The sequence below is a fragment of the Paenibacillus sp. J22P90 genome (assembly GCF_059692195.1).
The window spans coordinates 15,809-41,071 of sequence record NZ_JCAUAY010000018.1; the positions used below are offsets into that span (position 1 = coordinate 15,809).

General features: G+C 44.0%; 31 protein-coding genes and 1 other annotated feature. All 31 genes read left to right on the forward strand.

Going from position 1 to position 25,263, the window contains the following annotated elements; genetic code table 11:
- Window positions 1-33 precede the first annotated feature (33 nt).
- A complete protein-coding gene (rlmB, locus tag AC58UX_RS31620; RefSeq protein WP_497260039.1) occupies window positions 34-774 on the forward strand; it encodes a 23S rRNA (guanosine(2251)-2'-O)-methyltransferase RlmB in 741 nt (246 codons plus the stop codon).
- Between the two features lie 5 nt (window positions 775-779).
- The gene (locus AC58UX_RS31625; protein ID WP_497260040.1) at window positions 780-1,292 is read left to right on the forward strand and encodes an NYN domain-containing protein; all 513 of its coding nucleotides are present in this window, start codon (window positions 780-782) and stop codon (window positions 1,290-1,292) included.
- A 119-nt stretch (window positions 1,293-1,411) separates the two neighbouring features.
- Window positions 1,412-2,056 (forward strand): RNA polymerase sporulation sigma factor SigH, encoded by a 645-nt coding sequence (sigH, locus tag AC58UX_RS31630; RefSeq protein WP_028557511.1) that lies wholly within the window; start codon window positions 1,412-1,414, stop codon window positions 2,054-2,056.
- Between the two features lie 223 nt (window positions 2,057-2,279).
- Window positions 2,280-2,429 carry a 50S ribosomal protein L33 gene (rpmG, locus tag AC58UX_RS31635; RefSeq protein ID WP_079418041.1) on the forward strand — a complete coding sequence of 50 codons (150 nt, stop codon included), beginning with the start codon at window positions 2,280-2,282 and terminating at the stop codon, window positions 2,427-2,429.
- A 19-nt stretch (window positions 2,430-2,448) separates the two neighbouring features.
- The gene (gene secE / locus AC58UX_RS31640; RefSeq protein ID WP_047683213.1) at window positions 2,449-2,661 is read left to right on the forward strand and encodes a preprotein translocase subunit SecE; all 213 of its coding nucleotides are present in this window, start codon (window positions 2,449-2,451) and stop codon (window positions 2,659-2,661) included.
- 24 nt (window positions 2,662-2,685) lie between these two features.
- Window positions 2,686-3,219: a transcription termination/antitermination protein NusG gene (nusG, locus tag AC58UX_RS31645; RefSeq protein WP_028557509.1), complete on the forward strand. Its 534-nt coding sequence runs from the start codon at window positions 2,686-2,688 to the stop codon at window positions 3,217-3,219.
- Between the two features lie 134 nt (window positions 3,220-3,353).
- Window positions 3,354-3,779: a 50S ribosomal protein L11 gene (gene rplK, locus AC58UX_RS31650; RefSeq protein ID WP_028557508.1), complete on the forward strand. Its 426-nt coding sequence runs from the start codon at window positions 3,354-3,356 to the stop codon at window positions 3,777-3,779.
- 116 nt (window positions 3,780-3,895) lie between these two features.
- Entirely contained in the window at window positions 3,896-4,588 is a 693-nt protein-coding gene (gene rplA / locus AC58UX_RS31655; protein ID WP_028557507.1) for a 50S ribosomal protein L1, read from the forward strand.
- Between the two features lie 54 nt (window positions 4,589-4,642).
- Window positions 4,643-4,795, forward strand: a sequence feature (ribosomal protein L10 leader region).
- 68 nt (window positions 4,796-4,863) lie between these two features.
- Window positions 4,864-5,373, forward strand: a complete 510-nt coding sequence (gene rplJ / locus AC58UX_RS31660) for a 50S ribosomal protein L10 (protein WP_173121287.1) — start codon at window positions 4,864-4,866, stop codon at window positions 5,371-5,373.
- Between the two features lie 65 nt (window positions 5,374-5,438).
- Window positions 5,439-5,804: a 50S ribosomal protein L7/L12 gene (gene rplL / locus AC58UX_RS31665; RefSeq protein WP_057313458.1), complete on the forward strand. Its 366-nt coding sequence runs from the start codon at window positions 5,439-5,441 to the stop codon at window positions 5,802-5,804.
- A gap of 148 nt (window positions 5,805-5,952) precedes the next feature.
- Complete coding sequence (locus AC58UX_RS31670) at window positions 5,953-6,549, forward strand: class I SAM-dependent methyltransferase (protein WP_497260041.1); 597 nt, start codon at window positions 5,953-5,955, stop codon at window positions 6,547-6,549.
- 355 nt (window positions 6,550-6,904) lie between these two features.
- Window positions 6,905-10,444, forward strand: coding sequence for a DNA-directed RNA polymerase subunit beta (gene rpoB, locus AC58UX_RS31675; RefSeq protein WP_497260042.1), 3,540 nt, complete (start codon window positions 6,905-6,907; stop codon window positions 10,442-10,444).
- Between the two features lie 68 nt (window positions 10,445-10,512).
- A complete protein-coding gene (gene rpoC / locus AC58UX_RS31680) occupies window positions 10,513-14,133 on the forward strand; it encodes a DNA-directed RNA polymerase subunit beta' (RefSeq protein ID WP_497260043.1) in 3,621 nt (1,206 codons plus the stop codon).
- Between the two features lie 182 nt (window positions 14,134-14,315).
- Window positions 14,316-14,567 (forward strand): ribosomal L7Ae/L30e/S12e/Gadd45 family protein, encoded by a 252-nt coding sequence (locus AC58UX_RS31685; protein WP_497260044.1) that lies wholly within the window; start codon window positions 14,316-14,318, stop codon window positions 14,565-14,567.
- Window positions 14,568-14,729: 162 nt separating this feature from the next.
- Window positions 14,730-15,149 carry a 30S ribosomal protein S12 gene (gene rpsL, locus AC58UX_RS31690; protein WP_028557500.1) on the forward strand — a complete coding sequence of 140 codons (420 nt, stop codon included), beginning with the start codon at window positions 14,730-14,732 and terminating at the stop codon, window positions 15,147-15,149.
- 44 nt (window positions 15,150-15,193) lie between these two features.
- Complete coding sequence (rpsG, locus tag AC58UX_RS31695; RefSeq protein WP_497260045.1) at window positions 15,194-15,664, forward strand: 30S ribosomal protein S7; 471 nt, start codon at window positions 15,194-15,196, stop codon at window positions 15,662-15,664.
- A gap of 39 nt (window positions 15,665-15,703) precedes the next feature.
- A complete protein-coding gene (gene fusA / locus AC58UX_RS31700) occupies window positions 15,704-17,779 on the forward strand; it encodes an elongation factor G (RefSeq protein WP_497260046.1) in 2,076 nt (691 codons plus the stop codon).
- A 39-nt stretch (window positions 17,780-17,818) separates the two neighbouring features.
- A complete protein-coding gene (gene tuf / locus AC58UX_RS31705; RefSeq protein WP_145669490.1) occupies window positions 17,819-19,009 on the forward strand; it encodes an elongation factor Tu in 1,191 nt (396 codons plus the stop codon).
- A 390-nt stretch (window positions 19,010-19,399) separates the two neighbouring features.
- The gene (gene rpsJ / locus AC58UX_RS31710; protein WP_028557496.1) at window positions 19,400-19,708 is read left to right on the forward strand and encodes a 30S ribosomal protein S10; all 309 of its coding nucleotides are present in this window, start codon (window positions 19,400-19,402) and stop codon (window positions 19,706-19,708) included.
- A gap of 43 nt (window positions 19,709-19,751) precedes the next feature.
- Complete coding sequence (gene rplC, locus AC58UX_RS31715) at window positions 19,752-20,375, forward strand: 50S ribosomal protein L3 (protein WP_056618299.1); 624 nt, start codon at window positions 19,752-19,754, stop codon at window positions 20,373-20,375.
- A 16-nt stretch (window positions 20,376-20,391) separates the two neighbouring features.
- Complete coding sequence (gene rplD, locus AC58UX_RS31720; protein ID WP_497260047.1) at window positions 20,392-21,018, forward strand: 50S ribosomal protein L4; 627 nt, start codon at window positions 20,392-20,394, stop codon at window positions 21,016-21,018.
- Entirely contained in the window at window positions 21,015-21,305 is a 291-nt protein-coding gene (gene rplW / locus AC58UX_RS31725) for a 50S ribosomal protein L23 (RefSeq protein ID WP_163953722.1), read from the forward strand. The genes rplD and rplW overlap by 4 nt, the downstream gene beginning before the upstream one ends.
- 29 nt (window positions 21,306-21,334) lie before the next feature.
- Window positions 21,335-22,165, forward strand: coding sequence for a 50S ribosomal protein L2 (rplB, locus tag AC58UX_RS31730; protein WP_497260048.1), 831 nt, complete (start codon window positions 21,335-21,337; stop codon window positions 22,163-22,165).
- Window positions 22,166-22,216: 51 nt separating this feature from the next.
- Window positions 22,217-22,495, forward strand: a complete 279-nt coding sequence (rpsS, locus tag AC58UX_RS31735) for a 30S ribosomal protein S19 (protein ID WP_068661880.1) — start codon at window positions 22,217-22,219, stop codon at window positions 22,493-22,495.
- A 29-nt stretch (window positions 22,496-22,524) separates the two neighbouring features.
- Window positions 22,525-22,857: a 50S ribosomal protein L22 gene (rplV, locus tag AC58UX_RS31740; protein WP_028557490.1), complete on the forward strand. Its 333-nt coding sequence runs from the start codon at window positions 22,525-22,527 to the stop codon at window positions 22,855-22,857.
- A gap of 13 nt (window positions 22,858-22,870) precedes the next feature.
- Window positions 22,871-23,533, forward strand: coding sequence for a 30S ribosomal protein S3 (gene rpsC / locus AC58UX_RS31745; RefSeq protein WP_314799768.1), 663 nt, complete (start codon window positions 22,871-22,873; stop codon window positions 23,531-23,533).
- A 3-nt stretch (window positions 23,534-23,536) separates the two neighbouring features.
- The gene (gene rplP / locus AC58UX_RS31750; protein WP_028557488.1) at window positions 23,537-23,971 is read left to right on the forward strand and encodes a 50S ribosomal protein L16; all 435 of its coding nucleotides are present in this window, start codon (window positions 23,537-23,539) and stop codon (window positions 23,969-23,971) included.
- Window positions 23,961-24,158 carry a 50S ribosomal protein L29 gene (rpmC, locus tag AC58UX_RS31755; protein ID WP_028557487.1) on the forward strand — a complete coding sequence of 66 codons (198 nt, stop codon included), beginning with the start codon at window positions 23,961-23,963 and terminating at the stop codon, window positions 24,156-24,158. Before rplP ends, rpmC begins: the two co-directional genes overlap by 11 nt.
- A gap of 27 nt (window positions 24,159-24,185) precedes the next feature.
- Entirely contained in the window at window positions 24,186-24,449 is a 264-nt protein-coding gene (rpsQ, locus tag AC58UX_RS31760) for a 30S ribosomal protein S17 (protein ID WP_028557486.1), read from the forward strand.
- 35 nt (window positions 24,450-24,484) lie between these two features.
- Window positions 24,485-24,853 (forward strand): 50S ribosomal protein L14, encoded by a 369-nt coding sequence (gene rplN, locus AC58UX_RS31765; RefSeq protein ID WP_028557485.1) that lies wholly within the window; start codon window positions 24,485-24,487, stop codon window positions 24,851-24,853.
- A gap of 55 nt (window positions 24,854-24,908) precedes the next feature.
- Window positions 24,909-25,262 carry a 50S ribosomal protein L24 gene (rplX, locus tag AC58UX_RS31770; protein ID WP_497260049.1) on the forward strand — a complete coding sequence of 118 codons (354 nt, stop codon included), beginning with the start codon at window positions 24,909-24,911 and terminating at the stop codon, window positions 25,260-25,262.
- The last annotated feature ends 1 nt before the right edge of the window (window position 25,263 follow it).

Here is a 25,263-nt window from a genome sequence, read left to right on the forward strand (position 1 = left end):
AAGCATTTGCACGTACTTTTAGGAGGAATTAGGATGGATGAAGACATTATTGGCGGGAAGCACTCGGTTTTAGAGGCGCTTCGTGCAGGACGGACGATTAATAAAATATGGATTGCCGAAGGTGCACAGAAGCAATTCGCGGGCCCGATTGTGGCGGAAGCCAAAAATCTGGGCATTATTGTCCAGTTTACGGACAAGCGCAAATTAGATCAAATGGCTGAGGGGCTTCAGCACCAAGGCGTTGTAGCTCAAGTGGCTGCATATGAATATGTGGAAGTTGAGGATATTTTAGACAAAGCGAAAGCGATGGGGCAAGAACCATTTATTTTGATTCTCGATGAGATCGAAGATCCGCATAACCTTGGTTCTATCCTGCGGACAGCGGATTGCACGGGGGTTCATGGTGTCATTATACCGAAGCGGCGCTCCGTTGGCTTAACGGCAACCGTTTCGAAAACCTCAGCTGGCGCTGTGGAGTATGTGCCCGTTGCGCGTGTAACCAATATCGCTCAAACGATTGAGCAATTGAAGGAGCTAGGCGTGTGGGTTGCTGGTACGGACGTTACCGCGGCACAAGATGTATACAAAGCCAACTTTACAATCCCGATTGCTTTAGTTATTGGGAACGAAGGTAAAGGGGTTGGCCGACTCATTAAAGAAAGATGCGACTTCTTAGTTAAGCTGCCAATGGCTGGACACGTTAATTCGTTGAATGCCTCTGTTGCCGCGGGCGTATTGATGTATGAAGTGGTCAGACAGCGCAATAAGAGTTAAAAAGGATGGAACAGATCCTTATTGTAGATGGCTACAACATTATTGGCGCCTGGCCGGAATTAAGCAAATTAAAGGATACGGATCTTGAGGGAGCACGCGACGGTCTCATCCACATGCTGGCGGAGTTTCAATCCTTTTCGGGGATGAAAGTCTATCTAGTTTTTGATGCCTACATGGTGCCGGGGCTGGGTAAGAAGTATATTCAGAACAAGCTGGCCGTGCTCTATACCAAAGAGAAGGAAACCGCAGATGAGCGAATCGAGCGATTGGTTAGGAATCTGATGGGAAGGCGCAAGGAAATTTTCGTAGCAACGTCGGATATGATCGAGCAGCATGTCATATTTGGTCTGGGGGCGCTTCGTTTGCCTGCCAAAGAATTGCTAGTGAAAATTAAACAGAATCGCAAAGAGGTTCGTGAACGTATTGTTACCGAGACGACAAAGAAAAGGAATCCATTCGACGGCAAGCTGAGTGACGAAATGAAAGCCAAGTTGGAACGGTGGCGAAGAGGAGAGTAAATCCTCCAAATGCTAGAAATGGTGGGGTTCCCCGTTGACGGTGTGAGTTTTCATCATGTATACTTAACCTAACTTTTATAGTGAAATCTGGGTAGTCTTGCAGGCCGGAGGGATTGTTGGTGAGTGTCGACCTCAAAGAACTGAGAATGTATGATTATGACCTCAAGCCAGATGAAGACATTGTCGAAGCAGTCCGTGAAGGCAGTAGCGAAGCTTTGGAATATCTTATCAACAAGTATAAGAATTTTGTTCGTGCCAAAGCACGTTCTTATTTTTTGATAGGTGCAGACCGAGAAGATATTGTGCAGGAAGGTATGATAGGTTTATATAAATCTATCCGCGACTTCCGAGGAGACAAGCTTGCTTCATTCAAAGCCTTTGCTGAACTGTGTATCACGCGGCAGATCATCACGGCGATTAAAACAGCAACTCGTCAGAAGCATATACCTCTTAATTCCTACGTGTCACTGGATAAGCCCATCTATGATGAAGATTCTGATCGTACGCTGCTTGATGTCATTAGCGGTTCAAGGGTTACAGACCCTGAAGAGCTTGTGATTAATCAAGAAGAGTTTACGGGACTTGAAGATAAAATGGGAGAGATTTTAAGTGACTTAGAGCGTAGAGTACTAATGCTCTATCTTGACGGTAGATCCTATCAAGAAATTGCAGTGGATCTCGATCGTCATGTGAAGTCAATTGACAATGCACTCCAACGTGTCAAGCGCAAGCTTGAGCGGTATTTAGAAGTCAGAGATTTGTAGGAATGCCCGTGCCGCTGGAGCTGTACGGGTGTTTTTCTTTCTGAGTAGGTTTAGCAACCCTCGACTGAGACGATACTGGTGATACTCTTGCATTTGTGAGACTTCTACCTTGACACTCGGGGGGCAGTTGTGATAAAGTGTTTCAGGTAGCCCTAAAAGTCGCTTTCTTTTTGATGCGCTTAGAAGGGCTTTAATTAGAAAGTGTCTGTAGGAGGTGTACATCATGCGGGTCATCATCACATTAGCGTGCACAAATTGCAAACAAAGAAACTATGCATCCACTAAAAATAAGCGCAACAATCCCGACCGTATTGAGTTGAAGAAATATTGCAAATTTTGCAATGAACATACTGCTCATCGCGAGACTAGGTAGTTCTTTGGAGGTGTAGTTTGTGGCGTTCTTGGCTAGAATGAGACAAAGCTTCGGATCCACTTTTTCCTTCTTCACCGATAGTTGGTCAGAACTCAAAAAGGTCAAGTGGCCAAGTCGCAAAGAGATGACTACTTATACGCTCGTCGTAATAGGTACAGTAACTTTTGTTGCTATTTATTTTTTTGTGCTGGATCTAGGAATTTCTGAGTTGCTGCGCCTTGTTTTTAAATAAACAGGACTATAGGTGAATTTATTCATGGAAAAAAGATGGTACGTCGTACATACCTATTCAGGGTATGAGAACAAAGTAAAAGCCAACTTAGAGAAGCGTGTTGAGTCTATGGAAATGACGGACAAGATCTTCCGTGTGCTTGTGCCTATGGAAGAAGAACTGGTAAACAAAGACGGCAAGAAAAAGGTCGTCATGCGTAAGGTTTATCCGGGGTATGTCCTTGTTGAAATGATTCAAACCGACGACTCATGGTACGTAGTACGTAATACGCCAGGAGTAACTGGATTCGTAGGTTCTACAGGATCTGGCTCTAAACCAACTGCATTATTACCTGAGGAAGTTGAATCAATCCTGAAGCATATGGGAATGGAAGAGCCGAAGGAAGTAATTGACTTCGAACTCAAAGAGACTGTACGCGTTAAGGTTGGTCCATTTGCAAACTTTGTTGGCTCTGTCGAAGAGATTATTGCCGATAAGGGTAAACTGAAGGTACATGTCAACATGTTTGGAAGAGAAACTCCGCTTGAGCTCGATTTCGACCAAGTTGAGAAACTCTAAGAGCATGACAACCAAAAGGCTCTACCAGGTCTATTCCTTGGGATAGACCTACGTTAGTGGGATCGCTTAGATCTTTGAATAGCGAGGCTTTGATTCGTCAAGGGCTCCTATATTACTGCAAGGAGGTGTCTATCATGGCAAAAAAGGTTATTAAAATCGTGAAGCTACAAGTTCAAGCTGCGAAAGCAAATCCAGCACCACCGATCGGTCCAGCATTGGGTCAAGCAGGTGTGAACATCATGGCTTTCTGTAAAGAGTTTAACGCTCGTACTGCTGATCAAGTTGGTCTAATCATTCCGGTTGAAATCACAGTTTTCGAAGACCGTTCCTTTACATTCATCACTAAAACGCCTCCGGCTGCAGTTCTACTTCGCGTCGTTGCTGGTATCGAAAAAGGATCAGGCGAACCGAACAAGAAGAAAGTTGCAACTGTGAAACGCGCTAAAGTTCGCGAAATCGCTGAACAAAAAATGCCTGACCTAAATGCTGCATCCGTTGAGGCTGCTATGCGTATGGTCGAAGGTACTGCTCGCAGCATGGGAATCGTCATCGAAGATTAATTCCGCAAGGAATGCGACTGCGTAAGCTCGTAGCTTACAGAAGTGTTTTCTACGAAAACATAGAAGTCGCTCGGTGGGAGGATTATCCGCTAATACCACTAAGGAGGATAAATATTATGCCTAAACACGGTAAAAAATACCGCGAAGTAGCTCAGCTTGTTAACGCTGAAACTTTGTACGATCCGTCAGAAGCAATCGAGCTTGTTAAGAAAACAGCTCCTGCTAAATTCGATGAAACTGTAGATGTTGCAGTTCGTCTGGGTGTAGACCCAAGAAAACAAGACCAAGCTGTTCGTGGTGTCGTTGTACTTCCACACGGTACTGGTAAAACAAAACGCGTTCTCGTATTTGCAAAAGGCGAGAAAGCAAAAGAGGCTGAAGCAGCTGGTGCAGATTTTGTTGGTGATGCAGACATGATCAACAAAATTCAACAAGGTTGGTTCGAGTTCGATGTTTGCGTAGCTACTCCGGACATGATGAGCGAAGTTGGTAAACTGGGTCGTATCCTCGGGGGTAAAGGTTTAATGCCAAACCCTAAAGCAGGGACAGTTACTTTCGACGTTACTAAAGCTGTTCAAGAGATCAAAGCTGGTAAAATCGAATACCGTCTTGATAAAGCAGGTCAAATCCATGCTCCACTTGGTAAAGTATCTTTCGATGCAGACAAGTTGAACGAAAACTTCAAAGCATTGGTTGATGCACTTGTTCGTGCGAAACCAGCAGCGGCTAAAGGTGTATACCTTAAGAACATTGCTGTATCTTCCACAATGGGTCCAAGCGTACGTGTGAACCTGTCATCCTTTAGATAAGTAAAAGCTTCCAGTTGACTTCGGTTACTGGGCATGATACTCTATCAAAGGTCCTAAAAATGAATATGCAAACCGTAGACAGTAGGTGCCGATGAGCTTAATTTCCTACCGAGGTGTTATGATATATATAACGATTTCTTTGCACGCAAGGAAAAAGTGAACACATCATGCCTTCGTAGCGTCTACGAAGGCATTTCTTATTCATAGATAAGAAATGCTAATGCTCCTACTGTTTGCGATCTTGAAAGATAAATGCATAAGAAGTGAGGTGTACTATGGCAAACGCGAAAATTCTTGCAGAGAAAGAACAAGCTGTAGCTGAAGTAACTGAGAAGTTTAAAGCTAGCGCTTCTACAATCATTGCGGACTACCGCGGTTTGAACGTAGCTCAAGTAACACAACTACGTAAAAGCCTGCGCGAAGCTGGTATTGAATTTGTAGTTCTCAAGAACTCGTTGGCTAGACGCGCATCGGCGAATGCTGAGCTAAGCGCATTGGATGAGTTCCTTACTGGTCCAACTGCTATTGCTTTCAGCAAAGACGATCTAGTTGCTCCAGCGAAGATCTTGACTGAATTTGCGAAAAAGAACGATAAATTGAGCGTAAAAGGTGGCGTGGTTGAAGGCCGCGTAGTTGGATACGATCAAATCAAAGCACTTGCAGAACTTCCATCCAGAGATGGTCTTCTCTCCATGTTGCTTAGCGTTCTTCAAGCTCCAGTTCGTAACTTTGCTCTTGCTGTTAAAGCAGTTGCAGAGAAAAAAGAAGCTGAAGGTCAAGCTTAATTTTAACGCACTACCTGTTTTACAAACAAAAAAACTAATTTATTAATGATAATGGAGGTTTAACCATGAGCACAAATGCAACGATCCTAGAAGCAATCAAAGGCATGACAATCTTGGAATTGAACGACCTGGTTAAAGCAATTGAAGAAGAGTTTGGCGTAACAGCAGCAGCTCCAGTAGCAGCAGGCGGCGGCGCAGCAGTAGCAGTTGAAGAAGCTCAAACTGAGTTTGACGTTATCTTGACAAGCGCTGGCGCATCCAAAATCAACGTAATCAAAGTAGTTCGCGAAATCACAGGTCTTGGCCTGAAAGAAGCGAAAGACCTTGTTGACGGAGCTCCAAAAGCAGTTAAAGAAAAAGTTAGCCAAGAAGAAGCAGATGCTGTTAAAGCTAAGCTTACTGAAGCTGGCGCTTCCGTAGAAGTTAAGTAATTTCTTTTTCTTAGGAAACCTCTTGAAGCTTGACTTCAAGAGGTTTTTTTCAACGTTTATTGTGCCTAAGTTTTTACCCTTAGGAAAGCCTTAGGAACGCACGTGGTTATTGGATTTTCCTATAGGTAAAAAAGGAGGGAATTCAAACGTGTCAGAGCATTATTATACACAACGGCCAACTGTGAAGAGTGATGTCCATACGACGCAAGAAACACTTCGTGGTAAGACGTTTACTTTTCTTACGGACGCCGGTGTGTTTTCTAAAAAAGGTGTCGATTATGGCAGCATGCATTTAATAGAAACAATGGCATTGCCGGAAGATGCTAGTGTTCTCGATGTGGGCTGCGGCTATGGGCCGATGGGGTTGAGCGCTGCGGTTATGTGCCCGAAGGGGCATGTGACGATGGTCGACATCAATGAGAGAGCTGTAGAACTTTCTGTGGAAAATGCGCGGAGAAATGGGATTGCGAATGTCACCATTCTACAAAGCGATCTGCTAGAGCAAGTGAAGGATAAGAAGTTCGACGCAGTTTTGACCAATCCGCCAATTCGCGCGGGCAAAGAAACCGTTCATCGGATTTTCGAACAGGCTTATGATTGTTTGCATGTCGGTGGCTCGCTATGGGTCGTCATCCAGAAGAAGCAAGGTTCGCCTTCTGCAGTGAAGAAGTTGGAATCTATGTATAGTGAAGTGGTCGAAGTTTCAAAGGATAAAGGGTACCGCATTCTTAAGGCGACAAAGTAAGATTCCCGCAAATATACATGGGATTTTGTTTGACTTGACATTTCAAATGTGATATTATTAAAAAATGTCAGTATTAAGATGGGACACATGTCTTTAGTTAGTAAAAATGTCAAGTGTTTTTTTCAGCCAATAGGAATAAAATTCGAACCGGCAACGTATAATGTTTGAATTTTGGGAAATTCTAACAGGATGGGAACAAATCTTGATAACGTTATTGAATACAGAAAAAAACCTTCATCCATACAGTCGCTTAATTCGGACGGGCTCCACTAACGGAGGCGTCCTGAGTGTACGTCGGTCGAAGTTTTTCTTCTTTCTTTTTATTTATTGAGTAGAGTTGAGGGGTGAATGAAAGTTGGCGGGACATCTTGTTCAATTTGGACGACGTAAACGCAGGACTTATGCACGAATTAATGAGGTTCTGGGCATTCCAAACCTGATTGAAATCCAGCAAAAATCGTATGAGTGGTTTTTGGAAGAGGGACTTCGTGAGATGTTTCAGGATATCTCCCCGATTCAGGATTTTACAGGGAACCTAGTACTGGAGTTCATCGACTATAGCTTAGGCGATCCTAAGTATTCCGTTGATGAGTCCAAAGAACGCGACGTAACTTATGCGGCGCCGTTAAGAGTCAAAGTCCGTTTGATTAATAAGGAAACTGGCGAGGTCAAGGAACAAGAAGTGTTCATGGGGGATTTCCCTATCATGACCGATACAGGAACGTTCATTATTAACGGTGCGGAGCGTGTAATCGTCTCCCAGCTCGTTCGTTCTCCCAGTGTTTATTATAGCACGAAAGTGGATAAAAACGGCAAAAAAACTTACACAGCTACAGTGATTCCTAACCGTGGAGCATGGCTGGAACTTGAGACAGATGCGAAAGATATCATCTATGTTCGTATCGATCGCACACGTAAAATTCCAGTTACTGTATTGCTTCGTTCGTTAGGATTTGGTACGGATGCTGAGATTCTAGATTTGCTTGGCGATAACGAATATATTCGTAACACGCTCGATAAAGATAACACGGATTCTACGGAAAAAGCGTTAATCGAAATCTATGAGCGTCTTCGTCCAGGCGAGCCACCTACACTTGATAACGCAAGAAGCTTGATCGTTGCTCGTTTCTTTGATCCGAAGCGTTACGATTTGGCAAATGTAGGTCGTTACAAAATCAATAAAAAATTACACATCAAAAACCGTTTGTTCAATCAACGTTTAGCTGAGACATTGATAGATTCCGAAACAGGAGAAATCATTGCAGAGGCTGGACAATTGTTGGATCGTCGTGTGCTTGATGAAATCCTTCCTTTTATTGAAAAAGGTGCAGGATATAAAGAGTTTACGATTCCTAAAGGTGTAACTGGCGCGGACACAATCCCTGTTCAGTGCATTAACGTATACTCACCAACAGAAGAAGGCAAGGTAGTTAAGGTTATTTCTAACGGTGTTATTGATAAAGCTGTCAAAAACATCACGCCTGCCGATATCATTTCATCCATTAACTACTTTATTAACTTACTGCATGGTATTGGAAATACGGATGATATCGACCATCTTGGTAACCGTAGACTTCGTTCTGTAGGTGAATTGCTTCAAAACCAATTCCGTATTGGTCTTTCCCGTATGGAACGTGTTGTTCGTGAGCGTATGTCGATTCAAGACGCTAACGTGATCACGCCACAAGCGTTGATCAACATTCGTCCTGTTATCGCGTCGATCAAAGAGTTCTTTGGTAGCTCCCAGCTTTCTCAGTTTATGGACCAAACGAATCCGCTTGCTGAATTGACGCACAAAAGACGTCTGTCTGCACTCGGACCCGGCGGTTTGACGAGAGAGCGCGCAGGGATGGAAGTCCGTGACGTGCATCACTCTCACTACGGCCGTATGTGTCCAATTGAGACGCCTGAGGGACCAAACATTGGTTTGATCAACTCCTTGTCTACATTTGCTCGCATCAACGAGTATGGCTTCATTGAAGCACCTTACCGTTGGGTGGATCCGAAGACTGGTTTGGTAACTGATCAAATCGCTTACCTAACTGCGGATGAAGAAGATAACTACGTTATCGCGCAAGCGAATGCGAAATTGACGGAAGATAACAAGTTCGTCGAAGACGCGATTATCGTTCGTTACAAAGATGATAACTTAACACTTCCGGTTGAACGTGTCGACTACATGGACGTTTCTCCGAAGCAAGTTGTCTCTGTTGCGACAGCGTTAATTCCGTTCCTTGAAAACGATGACTCCAACCGTGCGTTGATGGGTTCCAACATGCAGCGTCAAGCAGTTCCACTTCTTATTCCTAAAGCGCCGCTTGTAGGTACAGGTATGGAGCACAAAGTTGCTAAGGACTCAGGAGTATGTATTGTCTCCAAATTTGATGGAATTATTGAGAAGGCTGCTGCGAATGAAATTTGGCTGCGTCGCCAGGAAATGGTTGATGGCAAGCTAGTCAGCGGTAATATCGTTAAATACAAGCTTCACAAGTTTATGCGTTCCAACCAAGGGACTTGCATTAATCAACGTCCGATTGTTAAAAAAGGTCAACTGATTAAAGCGGGAGATATCCTTGCTGATGGACCATCTACTGAACAAGGCGAATTGGCGCTTGGACGTAACGTAGTCGTAGCTTTCATGACTTGGGAAGGTTACAACTATGAGGATGCGATCTTGCTGTCTCAGAAGCTAGTTAAAGAAGATGTGTACACATCCATTCATATCGAGGAATACGAGTCTGAAGCTCGTGATACGAAGCTAGGACCTGAAGAAATTACTCGCGATATCCCGAACGTAGGGGAAGACGCACTTAAGAACCTAGATGAGCGCGGAATCATCCGTGTCGGTGCTGAAATCGGCGCTGGCGACATCCTTGTTGGTAAAGTAACGCCGAAGGGTGTAACTGAGCTGACGGCGGAAGAAAGATTGCTACACGCGATCTTCGGTGAGAAGGCTCGTGAGGTTCGTGACACGTCCCTACGCGTACCGCATGGTACAGATGGTATCGTTGTTGATGTAAAAGTATTTACGCGTGAGAATGGCGATGAGCTGCCTCCTGGTGTGAACCAACTCGTTCGTGTCTATATCGCACAAAAACGGAAAATTTCCGAAGGCGATAAAATGGCGGGACGTCATGGTAATAAAGGGGTAGTAGCACGTATTCTCCCTGAAGAAGATATGCCTTTCCTTCCAGATGGTACGCCTGTTGAAGTTGTTCTGAATCCACTAGGGGTTCCTTCACGGATGAACATCGGTCAAGTACTTGAAGTTCACTTAGGTATGGCTTCTAAGTATTTGGGTATCCACGCAGCAACGCCGGTATTCGACGGAGCGCGTGAGTATGACGTATTTGATGCCATGGAAGAAGCAGGTATGCAACGTAGCGGTAAAACAATTCTGTACGATGGTCGTACAGGGGAGTCCTTCGAGCGTGAAGTAACCGTTGGCGTTATGTACATGATCAAACTGGCACACATGGTTGACGATAAAATCCATGCCCGTTCCACAGGACCTTACTCCCTTGTTACTCAGCAGCCGCTGGGTGGTAAAGCGCAGTTCGGTGGACAACGTTTCGGGGAGATGGAGGTATGGGCACTTGAGGCTTATGGAGCTGCTTATACATTGCAAGAGATTCTTACCGTTAAGTCAGATGACGTTGTGGGCCGTGTGAAAACATACGAATCCATTGTCAAAGGCGAGAACGTTCCAGAACCAGGCGTTCCGGAATCCTTCAAAGTTTTGATCAAAGAGCTTCAGAGCTTAGGTATGGATGTTAAAATCCTATCTGGTGACGAAGAAGAGATCGAAATGCGCGAAGCTGATGATGACGATGAAGTTACGAGCGATAAACTGAACTTAAATATCGAAGGCACTGAGCTAGGCGTCAACGATTAATATCACCGCAATAGATCGAGAACGATTCACTGCAAAGTGGGTTTAAATTCTTAAAGGAGGGTTGCTCCTTGATGGACGTTAACAACTTCGAGTTTATGAAAATCGGCTTGGCATCACCCGATAAAATTCGCTCTTGGTCCCGTGGGGAAGTAAAGAAGCCGGAAACGATTAACTACAGAACCTTAAAACCTGAGAAAGAAGGTCTTTTCTGTGAAAAGATCTTCGGACCTACGAAAGATTGGGAATGTCATTGCGGTAAATACAAACGCGTGCGCTATAAAGGCGTCGTTTGTGACCGTTGTGGCGTTGAAGTAACCCGTCAAAAAGTACGTCGTGAGCGTATGGGACACATTGAGCTTGCTGCTCCTGTCTCACATATTTGGTACTTTAAAGGGATTCCTAGCCGTATGGGTCTTGCGTTAGATATGTCTCCAAGATCTTTGGAAGAAATCATCTACTTCGCATCCTACGTAGTAACGGATCCAGGTGATACACCGCTAGAGAAGAAGCAACTATTGTCTGAGAAAGAATACCGTAGCTATCGCGAGAAGTACGGCTATGCTTTCCAAGCAGGCATGGGTGCGGAAGCTGTCAAAAAGCTTTTAATCGATATTGATATCGAGCGTGAAGTAGAAACACTTAAAGAAGAGCTCAAAACTGCACAAGGTCAACGTCGTAACCGTGCGATTAAGCGTTTGGAAGTTATGGAAGCATTCCGTAACTCCAAAAACTTGCCTGGTTGGATGGTACTGGATGTACTTCCGGTTATCCCACCAGAACTTCGTCCGATGGTTCAACTTGATGGTGGACGTTTTGCGACATCCGATTTGAATGATCTTTACCGCCGCGTTATCAACCGTAACAACCGTCTAAAGAGATTGCTCGACCTAGGTGCACCGGATATCATTGTTCAAAATGAGAAACGGATGCTTCAAGAAGCGGTTGACGCATTGATCGATAACGGTCGTCGCGGCCGTCCAGTAACAGGTCCGGGTAACCGTCCTTTGAAATCCCTCAGCCATATGCTGAAAGGTAAACAAGGTCGTTTCCGTCAAAACTTGCTCGGTAAACGTGTTGACTACTCTGGTCGTTCCGTTATCGTTGTAGGACCTAACTTGAAGATGTACCAATGTGGTCTTCCGAAAGAAATGGCGCTTGAGTTGTTCAAGCCTTTCGTTATGAAAGAGCTTGTGAATAAAGGTTTGGCTCATAACATCAAGAGTGCGAAACGTAAAGTTGAGCGCGTAAGTCCAGATGTTTGGGACGTTCTTGAAGAAGTAATTAAGGAGCATCCAGTTCTTCTGAACCGTGCCCCTACGTTGCATAGATTAGGTATTCAAGCTTTTGAACCGATTCTGGTTGAAGGCCGCGCTATTAAACTTCATCCGCTCGTATGTACAGCTTACAACGCTGACTTCGACGGTGACCAAATGGCCGTTCACGTACCATTGTCCTCAGAAGCACAAGCTGAAGCTCGTTTGCTCATGCTGGCATCAGGTAACATTTTGAACCCGAAAGACGGTAAACCAGTAGTTACTCCTTCACAGGATATGGTTCTTGGAAGCTTCTACTTAACAACGGATAACAAATTCGCTAAAGGTGCTGGTTCTATCATTAGAACTGTTCACGAAGCAGTTTCTTCCTACCAATCGGGCAAAATGGCACTGCACGCTCGTGTAGCGATCCCTGCTAAAGCTTTGAACAAAACTAGCTTCACTGAGAAACAACAAAACGCTATGTTGATCACAACAATCGGTAAAATTATTATGAACGAAATCTATCCTGCTGATTTCCCTTATATTAATGAGCCGACCAAAACGAACTTGCTTAATGGTATTCCAGATTCACACTTTGTATTTGAAAAAGGTGCTGATCTGAAAGCGATCATGGCAGAGCGTGATGAGAACAAAGCGGTAGGTAAGGAATATTTAGGATCGATTATTGCGGAGTGCTTCCGTAAGTACCACACAACGCAAACATCGATGATTCTTGATAAAATTAAAGAGCTTGGATTCACGTATTCCACCAAAGCGGGTATTACCGTAGCTGTCTCTGACGTTGTTGTACCAACTGAAAAAGTAGCCATCCTTAAGGATTGCGAAGAGAAAGTACGCGTAGTTACGAACCAATACCGTCGTGGTTTGATTACAGATGAAGAGCGTTATGACCGCGTTATTGCGATTTGGAGTAAAGCGAAGGATGAAATCACAGATATCTTGATGAAATCCCTTGATAAATACAACTCCATCAGCATGATGGTTGAATCCAAAGCACGGGGTAACAAATCACAGATTACACAGCTTGGCGGTATGCGTGGTTTGATGGCGAATCCATCCGGTAAGATTATGGAGTTGCCGATTAAATCGAACTTCCGTGAAGGTCTGACAATCTTGGAATACTTTATTTCCACGCACGGAGCGCGTAAAGGTCTTGCCGATACAGCACTTCGTACAGCGGATTCCGGTTACTTGACTCGTCGTCTCGTTGACGTAGCACAGGATGTTATCGTTCGTGAAGATGATTGTGGAACAGATAAAGGCTTTATGGTTAGCAAAATTCAAGACGGTAAAGAGGTTATTGAGGATCTCTACGATCGTATTGAAGGACGCTATGCCTACGAAACGCTTCGTCATCCACAAACAGGTGAAGTTATCGTTCAACGTAACGAGCTTATCGAATCAGGTATTGCAGATAGAATTATTGAAGCAGGTATCGAAAAACTTCAAATTCGTTCTGTACTTAGCTGCCGCACCAATCATGGTGTTTGTAAGAAATGTTATGGTCGTAACTTGGCGACTGGTCAATTCGTTGAGGTTGGAGAGGCAGTTGGTATTATTGCCGCGCAATCCATTGGTGAGCCAGGAACACAGTTGACGATGCGTACGTTCCATACCGGTGGTGTTGCCGGAGACGATATTACACAAGGTTTGCCGCGTATTCAAGAACTCTTTGAAGCACGTAATCCGAAAGGTCAAGCGATCATTTCCGAAATCGACGGTGTCGTGAAGGAAATTCGTGAAGCTAAGGATCGTCGTGAAATCGAAGTTCAAGGTGAAGCGGAATCCAAAGTATATGCTGTTCCTTACGGATCACGTGTACGTGTTTCGTTGAATCAACAAGTTGAAGCTGGTGACGAGTTGACGGACGGGTCTATCGATCCGAAGGAAATGCTCCGCATCAAAGGTATCCGCGGCGTTCAGAACTATATTCTTCAAGAAGTACAACGCGTTTATCGTAACCAAGGGGTAGAAATTAACGATAAGCACATTGAAGTTATGGTTCGTCAGATGTTGCGAAAAATCCGCATCGTAGATGCTGGTGATACAACGCTTCTTCCTGGTTCCTTTGTTGATATTCATGAGTATGAAGCAGCTAATAAGGTTGCTTTGTTCGCTGGCAGTGAGCCTGCGGTTGCTCGTCCAATCTTGTTGGGTATCACAAAAGCTTCCCTTGAAACGGATTCCTTCTTATCCGCAGCTTCTTTCCAAGAGACAACACGTGTCTTGACAGATGCAGCGATTAAAGGGAAAGTCGACCAATTGTTGGGTCTGAAAGAGAATGTTATCATCGGTAAACTGATCCCTGCGGGAACAGGTATGCCAAGATATCGTAACATTCGTATCACAAACCCTAACGAGGTTGTCGTTTTAGATGAAGATTTGGAAAAAGAAACAGTTGCTGTAGAGTAATTGTATATAGTAAAAGAGGTAGCCACTTGATTAGCGGTGTGCTATCTCTTTTTATTTTTTCATCAGGCTTGCTGACTTAATAGAATTAATGAATCTAACCCTTGACACTCGCCAATCAAAATGCTAATATATCGTAGTGTGCCTAAGTCGATATTCTTTCCTTTCTTTGAAGGGGGTGCCTTATGTCTTATGATATAGTCAAACAGGCGAAGAATAGATGTGTAGGCACGAAGAAAGTTACAAAAACAGTCGAGCAAGGCAAGGCGATAGAAGTTTTTGTTTCTAAAGATGCAGATCCGCGATTAACGATAAATTTGGTAACCCTTTGTACGCAGAAGGGTGTGCCTGTAACCTACGTAGATTCTATGAAGATGCTAGGTAAAGCATGTGGAATTGAAGTTGGAGCTGCGGTGGCAGCTGTTGTAAATGAATAATGGCTAATGACGTTTTTGTTGGTGGAACAAGCTAGCGTAAGTACTAGTGACTTTGACAGCTCTCCAGAACAAAGACTTTCTCTTTGCTCATTTATGACTCGCCTGGATCTGTGGGCTTGCAAGAAGCTCATCATGTTATGAATGTAGGGAGGAGGTGGCGATATGCCAACAATTAACCAACTAGTACGTAAAGGTCGTCAAGCGAAGGTGGATAAGTCCAAATCACCAGCTTTACAAAAAGGTTTTAACGCTTTGAAAAGAGAAGCAACGGATTTGAGCGCTCCTCAAAAACGTGGTGTCTGCACGCGTGTAGGTACAATGACTCCTAAGAAGCCTAACTCCGCACTTCGTAAATATGCACGTGTTCGTTTGACGAACCGCGTAGAGGTGACAGCTTACATTCCAGGTATCGGTCACAACCTGCAAGAACACAGCGTTGTATTGATCCGTGGAGGTAGAATTAAAGATCTTCCAGGGGTACGTTATCACATCGTACGTGGAGCACTAGATACTTCCGGTGTTAACAACCGTAAGCAATCCCGTTCCAAATACGGTACGAAGCGTCCGAAAGTTAAAAAATAAGAAATAATAATCAGGAATGATTCTTATAAGAAAGGGGGATAACTATGCCTCGTAAAGGTCCAGTTACTCGCAGAGACGTATTGCCAGATCCTATTTATAATAGCAAACTAGTTACTCGTCTTATCAATCGTATGATGGTTGATGGAAAAAGAGGGGTAGCACAAACGATTCTATACAACGCTTTTAACCTCGTGAAAGATCGTACAGGTAAAGAGCCGATGGAAGTGTTTGAGACTGCTATCAAAAACATTATGCCAGTACTAGAAGTTAAAGCTCGCCGTGTTGGTGGAGCAAACTATCAAGTGCCTATCGAAGTTAGACCTGACCGTCGTTCGACATTAGGTTTGCGTTGGTTGGTTAACTATTCCCGTCTTCGCGGTGAGAAGACGATGGAAGAAAGATTGGCTAATGAAATTATCGATGCTAGCAATAGCACTGGTTCTTCCGTTAAGAAACGTGAAGATACACACAAAATGGCTGAAGCAAATAAAGCTTTCGCTCACTACCGTTGGTAGGATTCTAAAACAATTAAGAGAAAGGAGACATAACGACCTATGGCTAGAGAGTTCTCCTTAAAAAACACACGTAATATCGGGATCATGGCTCATATCGATGCTGGTAAAACGACTACAACAGAGCGTATCTTGTACTACACTGGTAAAGTTCACAAAATTGGAGAAGTGCACGAAGGTGCAGCTACAATGGACTGGATGGAGCAGGAGCAAGAGCGCGGAATCACGATTACTTCCGCTGCTACAACTGCGCAATGGGAAGGTCACCGCATCAATATTATCGATACCCCAGGGCACGTTGACTTTACCGTTGAGGTAGAGCGTTCCCTTCGTGTGTTAGACGGAGCGGTTGGTGTATTTAGTGCGAAAGAGGGCGTTGAGCCTCAATCGGAGACAGTTTGGAGACAAGCTGATAAATACCACGTTCCACGGATTGCTTATGTTAATAAAATGGATATCATCGGTGCAGACTTCCTGCAAGTTGTTGAGTCCATGCGTCAAAAACTTGGTGCAAATGCAGTAGCTATTCAACTTCCGATCGGTGCTGAGAACGAGTTCAAAGGCATCATCGACCTAGTTGATGAAGTTGCGTATATGTACAAAGACGATCTTGGTAAGGATATCGAGAAAGTTGAAATTCCTGCTGAGTTCAAAGATCAAGTTGCAGAACTTCGTTTAGAACTTATCGAGAAAGTTGCTGAGCTTGATGAAGAGCTTACAATGAAATATCTCGAAGGTGAAGAAATTACTGTTGATGAGATCAAAGCAGCTCTACGTAAAGGTGTCTGCGAAGTGAAAATCTTCCCAGTTATCGTAGGGTCTTCTTACAGAAACAAAGGTGTTCAATTGATGTTGGATGCGGTAATTAACTACCTTCCATCCCCAGTTGATGTACCTGATATCAAAGGTGTACTTGACGATGGTACTGAAGTGGTTCGTAAGTCTGCTGATGATCAACCGTTCTCAGCGCTTGCTTTCAAAATCATGACAGATCCTTTCGTTGGTCGTCTAACGTTCTTCCGCGTGTACTCCGGTACATTGAACTCCGGTTCTTATGTTGTGAATGCAACTAAAGGAAAACGTGAACGTGTTGGTCGTATTCTTCAAATGCATGCGAACAGCCGTCAAGAGATCAGCATCGTTTACTCCGGTGATATCGCGGCTGCTGTTGGATTGAAAGATACAACAACAGGGGATACACTTTGTGATGAGAAAAACCCAGTTATTCTTGAGAAAATGGTCTTCCCTGAACCGGTTATCCAGCTTGCTGTTGAGCCGAAGACGAAAGCCGACCAAGATAAAATGGGTATCGCATTGCAAAAGCTTGCAGAAGAAGATCCGACTTTCCGTGCTTCCACAGACGAAGAAACAGGACAAACGATCATCGCAGGTATGGGTGAGCTTCACCTTGAGATCCTAGTTGACCGTATGCTTCGCGAGTTCAAAGTAGAAACGAATGTTGGTAAGCCACAAGTTGCTTACCGCGAAACATTCCGTGCGCCAGCTAAAGTTGAGGGTAAATTCGTTCGTCAATCTGGTGGTCGTGGTCAATACGGTCATTGTTGGGTTGAGTTCGAACCGCAAGAAGCTGGAGCAGGTTTCACTTTCGAAAGCAAGGTAGTCGGCGGAGCTATTCCGAGAGAATACATCGCACCTATCCAAGCTGGTATCGAAGAGTCCATGAAGAACGGTGTAATCGCAGGATTCCCGCTTGTGGATATCAAAGCTACAGTTGTTGATGGATCTTACCACGATGTTGACTCCAATGAAATGGCGTTCAAAATCGCAGGTTCCATGGCACTTAAAGCTGCGAAAGAAAAGTGTAAGCCGGTTCTTCTTGAGCCAATCATGAAGGTTGAAGTTACTGTACCAGAAGAGTACATGGGCGATGTTATGGGTGACCTTAACTCCCGTCGTGGACGTATCGAAGGTATGGATAACCGTCATGGCGCGCAAATCATCCGTGCTAAAGTGCCATTGTCCGAAATGTTTGGATACTCCACAACACTTCGTTCAAGAACACAAGGCCGTGGTGTTTACTCCATGGAACTTTCACATTATGAAGAAGTACCTAAGTCAATTGCAGAAGAAATTATTGCAAAAGGCAAAGGCGCTTAATATAAAACTAATAGTCACTCTAAGGAGGAATCGTTTAAAATGGCAAAGGCTAAATTTGAACGTAATAAACCGCATGTTAACATCGGTACTATCGGTCACGTTGACCATGGTAAAACAACTTTGACAGCTGCAATCACAACTGTTCTTTCCAAAAGATACGGTGGAGCTGCAGTAGCTTTCGACCAAATCGATAAAGCACCAGAAGAGCGCGAGCGCGGTATCACAATCTCCACAGCTCACGTTGAGTACGAAACTCCTAACCGTCACTACGCACACGTAGACTGCCCAGGACATGCTGACTATGTTAAAAACATGATCACTGGTGCTGCTCAAATGGACGGCGCTATCCTAGTTGTATCCGCAGCTGATGGCCCTATGCCACAAACTCGTGAGCACATCCTTCTTTCCCGTCAAGTAGGCGTACCTTACATCGTGGTATTCCTTAACAAATGTGACATGGTTGAAGACGAAGAGTTGCTTGAATTGGTTGAGATGGAAGTTCGCGACCTTCTTAACGAATATGAGTTCCCAGGCGATGATACTCCAATCATCCGCGGTGCAGCTCGTGAAGCTCTTCAAAACCCAGATGGTGCTTGGGCTGATAAAATCGTTGAGTTGTTCGAACAAGTCGACACTTACATCCCAACTCCAGAGCGTCAAACGGACAAACCTTTCCTTATGCCAGTTGAGGATGTATTCTCAATCACTGGTCGTGGAACAGTTGCTACTGGCCGTGTAGAGCGTGGTACTGTTAAAGTACAAGAAGAAGTTGAAATCGTTGGTATCGCTGAAGAAACTCGCAAATGCGTAGTTACAGGCGTAGAGATGTTCCGTAAATTGCTTGACTCCGCTCAAGCAGGTGACAACATCGGTGCCCTTCTTCGTGGTGTTGATCGTAAAGATATCGAGCGTGGACAAGTACTTGCTAAGCCAGGTTCAGTTAAACCACACACGAACTTTACAGCTCAAATCTACGTTCTAACTAAAGAAGAGGGTGGCCGTCACAAGCCTTTCTTCACAGGTTACCGTCCACAGTTCTACTTCCGTACAACTGACGTTACTGGTATCATCAACCTTCCAGAAGGAACTGAGATGGTAATGCCAGGTGATAACATCACTGTTACTGTAGAACTAATCAACCCAATCGCAATCGAAGAAGGAACACGCTTCGCGATTCGTGAAGGCGGACGTACTGTTGGTGCGGGCGCGGTTGCTACAATCCAAAAATAATCTCTCTTTGAGAGATCGAAACATCCATCGATTTATCGGTGGATGTTTTTTTTTTGTTCTTGAGCTATTCGTGGCTGCGCGATTGGAAACAGTATGCAGTGGCTTTATTATCAATCATTTATTATAATGAGTAAACGGATTGAGAAAACGACTGCGGCTTGTTACTTATATAGAAGAGAAAATTCATGTGAAAATGTTTTTGTGTATTTGCCTAAAATTTCACTTGCTTTTCGTTTCGTAATTTTATATAATATTAAACGTTGGTCTGTGACGTTGCGATGATGCGAAAGGTTGCCGACACACCAGGCCCCTTTGCCATGGGGATGGCTGTTGGAGAATTTTCGCGGAGTATGTCCGATACTAAATTGGGCGATAGAAGGAGGGACTTATATGGCAAAGCAAAAAATTCGTATCCGTTTGAAGGCGTATGATCACAGAATTATTGATCAATCAGCTGAGAAAATCGTGGAAACTGCCAAGCGTTCCGGTGCAGGTGTATCCGGTCCGATTCCGCTTCCGACAGAGAAGCAAATCATCACGATTCTTCGTGCGGTGCACAAGTACAAGGATTCGCGTGAGCAATTCGAAATGCGTACGCATAAGCGTCTAATCGATATTGTGAATCCAACACCACAAACAGTTGATGCTTTGATGCGTCTAGACTTACCGTCTGGCGTTGACATCGAGATCAAACTGTAAAACAACTATAGAGTTAATACTGGAAGGAAAAGAGGTGTCAACGATGAAAGGTATCTTAGGAAAAAAACTTGGGATGACACAGTTGTTTACTCCGGAGGGTAACGTAGTTCCGGTAACTGTCATTCAAGCGGGACCATGTGTGGTACTGCAAAAGAAAGATGTGGATAACGATGGTTATGAGTCGATCCAAATCGGTTTTGATGATGTAAAAGCTAGTCGTATCATTAAGCCAGAGCTTGGCCATGCGAAAAAAGCAGGGGCAACGCCTAAGCGCTACGTTAAAGAAATTCGTGGCATTCAGTTGGGTGACTATGAAGTAGGTCAAGAACTGAAAGCAGATCTGTTCGCAGAGGGCGAATTCGTTGATGTAACGGGTACTTCCAAAGGTAAAGGGTTCCAAGGTAACATTAAAAGACATAACCAATCCACTGGGCCAATGGCACACGGATCACGTTATCACCGCGGACCAGGTTCCATGGGTTCCATTCAAGCTAACCGCGTTCCTAAAGGTAAGAAATTGCCAGGACATATGGGTAACGAAACAGTAACACTACAAAATCTTCAAATCATTAAAGTAGATGCTGAGCGTAATGTATTGCTAGTTAAAGGTTCCATTCCGGGCCCTAAAAACAGCTACGTTAGCGTTAAGTCTGCTGTGAAAAAGTAAGAAAGGAGGAAGACAGATGCCAAAAGTAGCTTTATATAATGTAACAGGTGCTCAGGTAGGAGAAATTGAACTGTCTGACGTTGTTTTCGGAATTGAGCCTCACGTTCATGCGATTCACGAAGCTGTTCTTTTGCAACAAGCAGCTGTGCGTCAAGGGACTCACAAAACAAAAGGTCGTTCAGAAGTTCGCGGCGGTGGTCGTAAACCTTGGAAACAAAAAGGTACAGGTCGTGCGCGTCAAGGTAGTATTCGTGCTCCACAGTGGAAAGGCGGCGGTACCGTATTCGGACCAACTCCTCGTAGCTATGGTTTCAAATTGCCTAGAAAAGTTCGTCGCTTAGCGATCAAATCCGCTTTGTCCTCGAAACTTATCGATAACAACTTGATCGTTCTGGATCAACTTCAATTGAATGCTCCGAAAACGAAAGATTTCGTTGCAATCTTGAACAACCTTAAAGTAGATCGCAAAGTACTAGTTGTAGGCGTTGCTAACGACTCCAATGTTGCTTTGTCTGCTCGTAACATCCCAGGTGTGAAATTTGTTGCTGCTGATGGAGTTAACGTTCTTGATGTCATGCTTTATGACAAATTGATCTTAACACAAGAGGCTGTACAGAAAGTTGAGGAGGTGCTTGCACAATGAAAAATCCACGCGACATTATCAAGCGCCCGATCATCACTGAGCGTACAAGCGACCTAATGGCTAACAAAAAGTATGTTTTCGAAGTGGATCTTCGCGCTAACAAAACAGAAATTAAACAAGCTATCGAAGCGATTTTCAAAGTGAAAGTTACAAATGTAAACACACTCAGAATGCCAGCTAAGCCTAAACGTTATGGTCGTCACTCTGGTTACACTTCCATCTGGAAGAAAGCTATCGTGTCCCTAAGCGCGGAAAGCAAAGAATTGGAATTCTTCGAAACAGTATAACCTATCTCTTAAAGTAAGGAGGAAACAGAGTGCCAGTTAAAAAATATAAACCAACCTCACCAGCTCGTCGTGCGATGTCGGTTTCTACTTTTGAAGAAATCACTACATCAACACCGGAGAAATCATTGCTTGCTCCTTTGTTCAAGCATGCTGGTCGTAACAACCAAGGTAAAATTACGGTTCGTCACCATGGTGGTGGACACAAGCGTAAATACCGTATTATCGATTTCAAACGTACTAAAGATGGAATACCAGGACGCGTTGCTACAATCGAGTACGATCCTAACCGATCCGCAAACATCGCATTGATTCACTATGCTGATGGCGAAAAAACATACATCATCGCTCCTAAAGGACTTAAAGTGGACGATCGTATCGTTTCTGGACCACAAGCTGACATCAAAGTAGGTAACGCTCTTCCATTGGAAAACATTCCAGTTGGTACAGTTATCCACAACATTGAGTTGAAACCTGGTAAAGGTGCACAACTAGTGCGCGCTGCTGGTACAGAAGCTCAATTGCTTGGTAAAGAAGAAACTTATGTAACGATCCGTCTTTCTTCCGGTGAAGTTCGTAAAGTTTTGAAAGTTTGCCGCGCAACAGTAGGATCTGTTGGTAACGAAGATCACGAACTAGTGAAAATCGGTAAAGCAGGTCGTAATCGTTGGAAAGGCAATCGTCCACAAGTTCGTGGGGTTGTTATGAACCCGAATGACCATCCACACGGTGGTGGTGAAGGACGTGCACCAATCGGACGTAAATCACCTATGTCTCCATGGGGTAAACCGACGCTTGGTTTCAAAACTCGTAAAAAAGGAAAAGCATCCGATAAATACATTGTACGTCGCCGTACGAAGTAATAGTCACGGATATATGAATTCTCTTGAGGTTCAAGGAAGGGAGGAACACCCATGGGTCGCAGCTTAAAGAAGGGTCCTTTTATTGATGGACACTTACTGAAAAAAGTAGAAGACTTGAATACTGCGGAAAAGAAAGTTGTTGTTAAAACGTGGTCCCGTCGTTCTACAATTTACCCGCAATTCGTTGGTCACACTTTCGGAGTTTACGACGGAAGAAAACACGTGCCAGTATATGTAACGGAAGATATGGTTGGGCATAAGCTTGGTGAATTTGCTCCAACACGAACGTATAAAGGTCACGATGACGATAAGAAAACCGGAAAACGTTAATTCATTTTTAACCGAGAGGAGGTACTACCATGCAAGCTAAAGCAATATTGAACCACGCTCGGATTGCTCCTCGTAAAGCAAAGCTAGTTGTTGACTTGATTCGGGGAAAAGCGGTAGGTGAAGCGATCGCAATTCTGCGTCATACACCGAAAGCAGCTTCTCCAATTCTGGAGAAACTATTGAATTCCGCAATTGCCAATGCAGAGCATAACTATTCACTAGATCCAAACAAACTTGTTGTTTCCGAGACTTTCGTAAATCAAGGGCCAACAATGAAAAGATTCCAACAACGTGCAATGGGCCGCGCTAGCGCGATCAAAAAACGTACCAGCCACATCACAATCGTGGTATCTGAAAAATAAGGAGGGGTAACGTGTGGGTCAGAAAGTACACCCGATAGGTTTTAGAATTGGTGTCATTCGTGATTGGGAGTCCAAATGGTTCGCAGAAAAAGATTTTGGAACTCTGCTGCTTGAAGACGTTAAAATTCGCGAATACTTAAAAAATAAACTTAAAGATTCAGCAGTTTCCCACTTCGATATCGAGCGCGCGGCTAACCGCGTTAACGTAACGATTCATACTGCTAAACCAGGAATGGTTATTGGTAAAGGCGGAGCAGAAGTTGAAGTAATTCGCAACTACATCGCAGCAATGTCCAATAAAAAGGTTCATATCAACATTTCTGAAATCAAACACCCAGATCTTGATGCTATCCTAGTAGCTGAGTCTGTTGCACTTCAATTGGAGCGTCGCGTTTCTTTCCGTCGTGCAATGAAACAAGCTATGCAAAGAACTATGAGATCCGGAGCAAAAGGTATTAAAGTTGCAACTAGCGGACGTCTTGGCGGTGCTGAGATCGCTCGTACGGAAGGATATAGCGAAGGAACTGTTCCACTTCATACACTTCGTGCGGATATCGACTATGGTACAGCTGAAGCAGCTACTACTTATGGACGTATTGGTGTTAAAGTATGGATTTATCGTGGAGAAGTGCTTCCGACAGCTAAGAAAAAGGCTCAGCCGGAAGGAGGAAATTAAATCATGTTAGTACCTAAACGTGTAAAACACCGTAAAGAACACCGCGGTAACATGAAAGGTCGCGCTAAAGGCGGTACGGAAGTTGCTTTTGGCGAATATGGTCTGCAAGCAGTTGAACCGGCTTGGGTTTCCAACCGTCAAATCGAAGCAGCACGTATTGCCATGACACGTTACATCAAACGTGGCGGTAAAGTATGGATTAAAATTTTCCCAGCTAAACCAGTTACACAGAAGCCGCTTGAAGTTCGTATGGGTAGTGGTAAAGGTAGCGTGGAGAAGTGGGTTGCCGTAGTAAAACCGGGCAAAATTTTGTTTGAACTAGCGGGTGTAAGCGAAGAGGTTGCTCGTGAAGCAATGCGTCTTGCTGCTCACAAGCTTCCAATCAAAACGAAGTTCGTGAAAAGAGAAGAAGTAGGCGGTGAAGCAAATGAAGGGTAGTGAATTCCGGAACTTAACCACTGCTGAAATCGAGCAAAAAGTTAATGGTTTTAAAGAAGAACTCTTTAACCTCCGTTTTCAACTAGCTACTGGTCAATTGGACAACCCGACTCAGATTCGTGATTTGCGTAAAGAGATCGCTCGTGCCAAGACTATTTTGCGTGAAAGAGAACTGGGTATTGGGTAACCAAATCTAGAAGGGAGTGTTCCTTAGATGACTGAACGTAACGATCGTAAAGTTCTGATCGGTAAGGTTGTCAGCGATAAAATGGATAAAACCATTGTAGTTGCTGTAGAAACTTACAAAAAACATGAACTCTACCACAAAAGAATTAAATCTACAAAGAAATTCAAAGCACATGATGAAAACAACCAAGCTAAGATTGGTGACACTGTGAAAATCAGTGAAACTAGACCGTTGTCCAAAGATAAAAGCTGGAGACTGGTTGAAATTCTTGAAGTGGCAGTTGTTATCTAATATTCTAGATATGAACCCCGAAAGGAGGGAATACGATGATTCAACCATTTACTCGTTTGGCTGTCGCTGACAACTCTGGCGCGAAACAATTAATGTGTATCCGCGTTTTGGGTGGTACTGGTCGTCGCGTTGGTCACATTGGTGATTTGATCGTATGTTCAGTAAAAGAAGCAACACCAGGTGGCGTTGTCAAAAAAGGTGACGTTGTTAAAGCAGTTATCGTTCGTACGAAGAGCGGAGCTCGTCGTAAAGACGGTTCATATATCTCATTTGATGAGAATGCAGCTGTTATCGTGAAAGAAGATAAAAGCCCACGTGGTACTCGTATCTTCGGACCAGTTGCTCGCGAACTTCGCGATAGAGACTTCATGAAGATCGTATCCTTGGCTCCAGAAGTTATCTAAGACGTGTTACGATGTTGTTTTCCGATGCGGAGAACCCCAGGAGGTGTAGAAGCTAATGCCAAGACTTAAAAAGAGATTAGAATCTCATAACAATAAATTGCACGTGAAAAAAGACGATACTGTTTTTGTAATCACGGGCAAAGACAAAGGTAAGAAAGGCCGCGTTATCGCTGCTTACCCTCGTCAAAATCGTGTTCTTGTTGAAGGTGTAAACATGGTTAAGAAACATGCGAAACCATCCCAACTTAACCCACAAGGCGGTATCTTGACTCAAGAAGCTGCAATCCACGTTTCTAACGTGATGCTAATTGATCCTAAGAGCGGCAAACCTACTCGCGTAGGATACAAAGTATTGGATAACGGAACGAAAGTTCGTATCGCGAAAAAATCCGGCGAAGTTATCGACTAAT

Coding starts and splice junctions, on each gene's coding strand:
- rplA (WP_028557507.1), top strand. CDS start 3,896: ATGCCTAAACACGGTAAAAAATACCGCGAAGTAGCTCAGCTTGTTAAC.
- rplL (WP_057313458.1), top strand. CDS start 5,439: ATGAGCACAAATGCAACGATCCTAGAAGCAATCAAAGGCATGACAATC.
- rplV (WP_028557490.1), top strand. CDS start 22,525: ATGCAAGCTAAAGCAATATTGAACCACGCTCGGATTGCTCCTCGTAAA.
- rplX (WP_497260049.1), top strand. CDS start 24,909: ATGCCAAGACTTAAAAAGAGATTAGAATCTCATAACAATAAATTGCAC.
- AC58UX_RS31685 (WP_497260044.1), top strand. CDS start 14,316: ATGTCTTATGATATAGTCAAACAGGCGAAGAATAGATGTGTAGGCACG.
- rpsQ (WP_028557486.1), top strand. CDS start 24,186: ATGACTGAACGTAACGATCGTAAAGTTCTGATCGGTAAGGTTGTCAGC.
- rplJ (WP_173121287.1), top strand. CDS start 4,864: ATGGCAAACGCGAAAATTCTTGCAGAGAAAGAACAAGCTGTAGCTGAA.
- rpsJ (WP_028557496.1), top strand. CDS start 19,400: ATGGCAAAGCAAAAAATTCGTATCCGTTTGAAGGCGTATGATCACAGA.
- rpmG (WP_079418041.1), top strand. CDS start 2,280: ATGCGGGTCATCATCACATTAGCGTGCACAAATTGCAAACAAAGAAAC.
- rpsG (WP_497260045.1), top strand. CDS start 15,194: ATGCCTCGTAAAGGTCCAGTTACTCGCAGAGACGTATTGCCAGATCCT.
- rplC (WP_056618299.1), top strand. CDS start 19,752: ATGAAAGGTATCTTAGGAAAAAAACTTGGGATGACACAGTTGTTTACT.
- rplK (WP_028557508.1), top strand. CDS start 3,354: ATGGCAAAAAAGGTTATTAAAATCGTGAAGCTACAAGTTCAAGCTGCG.
- rpsL (WP_028557500.1), top strand. CDS start 14,730: ATGCCAACAATTAACCAACTAGTACGTAAAGGTCGTCAAGCGAAGGTG.
- rplN (WP_028557485.1), top strand. CDS start 24,485: ATGATTCAACCATTTACTCGTTTGGCTGTCGCTGACAACTCTGGCGCG.
- nusG (WP_028557509.1), top strand. CDS start 2,686: ATGGAAAAAAGATGGTACGTCGTACATACCTATTCAGGGTATGAGAAC.
- rpsS (WP_068661880.1), top strand. CDS start 22,217: ATGGGTCGCAGCTTAAAGAAGGGTCCTTTTATTGATGGACACTTACTG.
- tuf (WP_145669490.1), top strand. CDS start 17,819: ATGGCAAAGGCTAAATTTGAACGTAATAAACCGCATGTTAACATCGGT.
- fusA (WP_497260046.1), top strand. CDS start 15,704: ATGGCTAGAGAGTTCTCCTTAAAAAACACACGTAATATCGGGATCATG.
- rplD (WP_497260047.1), top strand. CDS start 20,392: ATGCCAAAAGTAGCTTTATATAATGTAACAGGTGCTCAGGTAGGAGAA.
- rlmB (WP_497260039.1), top strand. CDS start 34: ATGGATGAAGACATTATTGGCGGGAAGCACTCGGTTTTAGAGGCGCTT.
- rpmC (WP_028557487.1), top strand. CDS start 23,961: ATGAAGGGTAGTGAATTCCGGAACTTAACCACTGCTGAAATCGAGCAA.
- AC58UX_RS31625 (WP_497260040.1), top strand. CDS start 780: ATGGAACAGATCCTTATTGTAGATGGCTACAACATTATTGGCGCCTGG.
- rplP (WP_028557488.1), top strand. CDS start 23,537: ATGTTAGTACCTAAACGTGTAAAACACCGTAAAGAACACCGCGGTAAC.
- rplW (WP_163953722.1), top strand. CDS start 21,015: ATGAAAAATCCACGCGACATTATCAAGCGCCCGATCATCACTGAGCGT.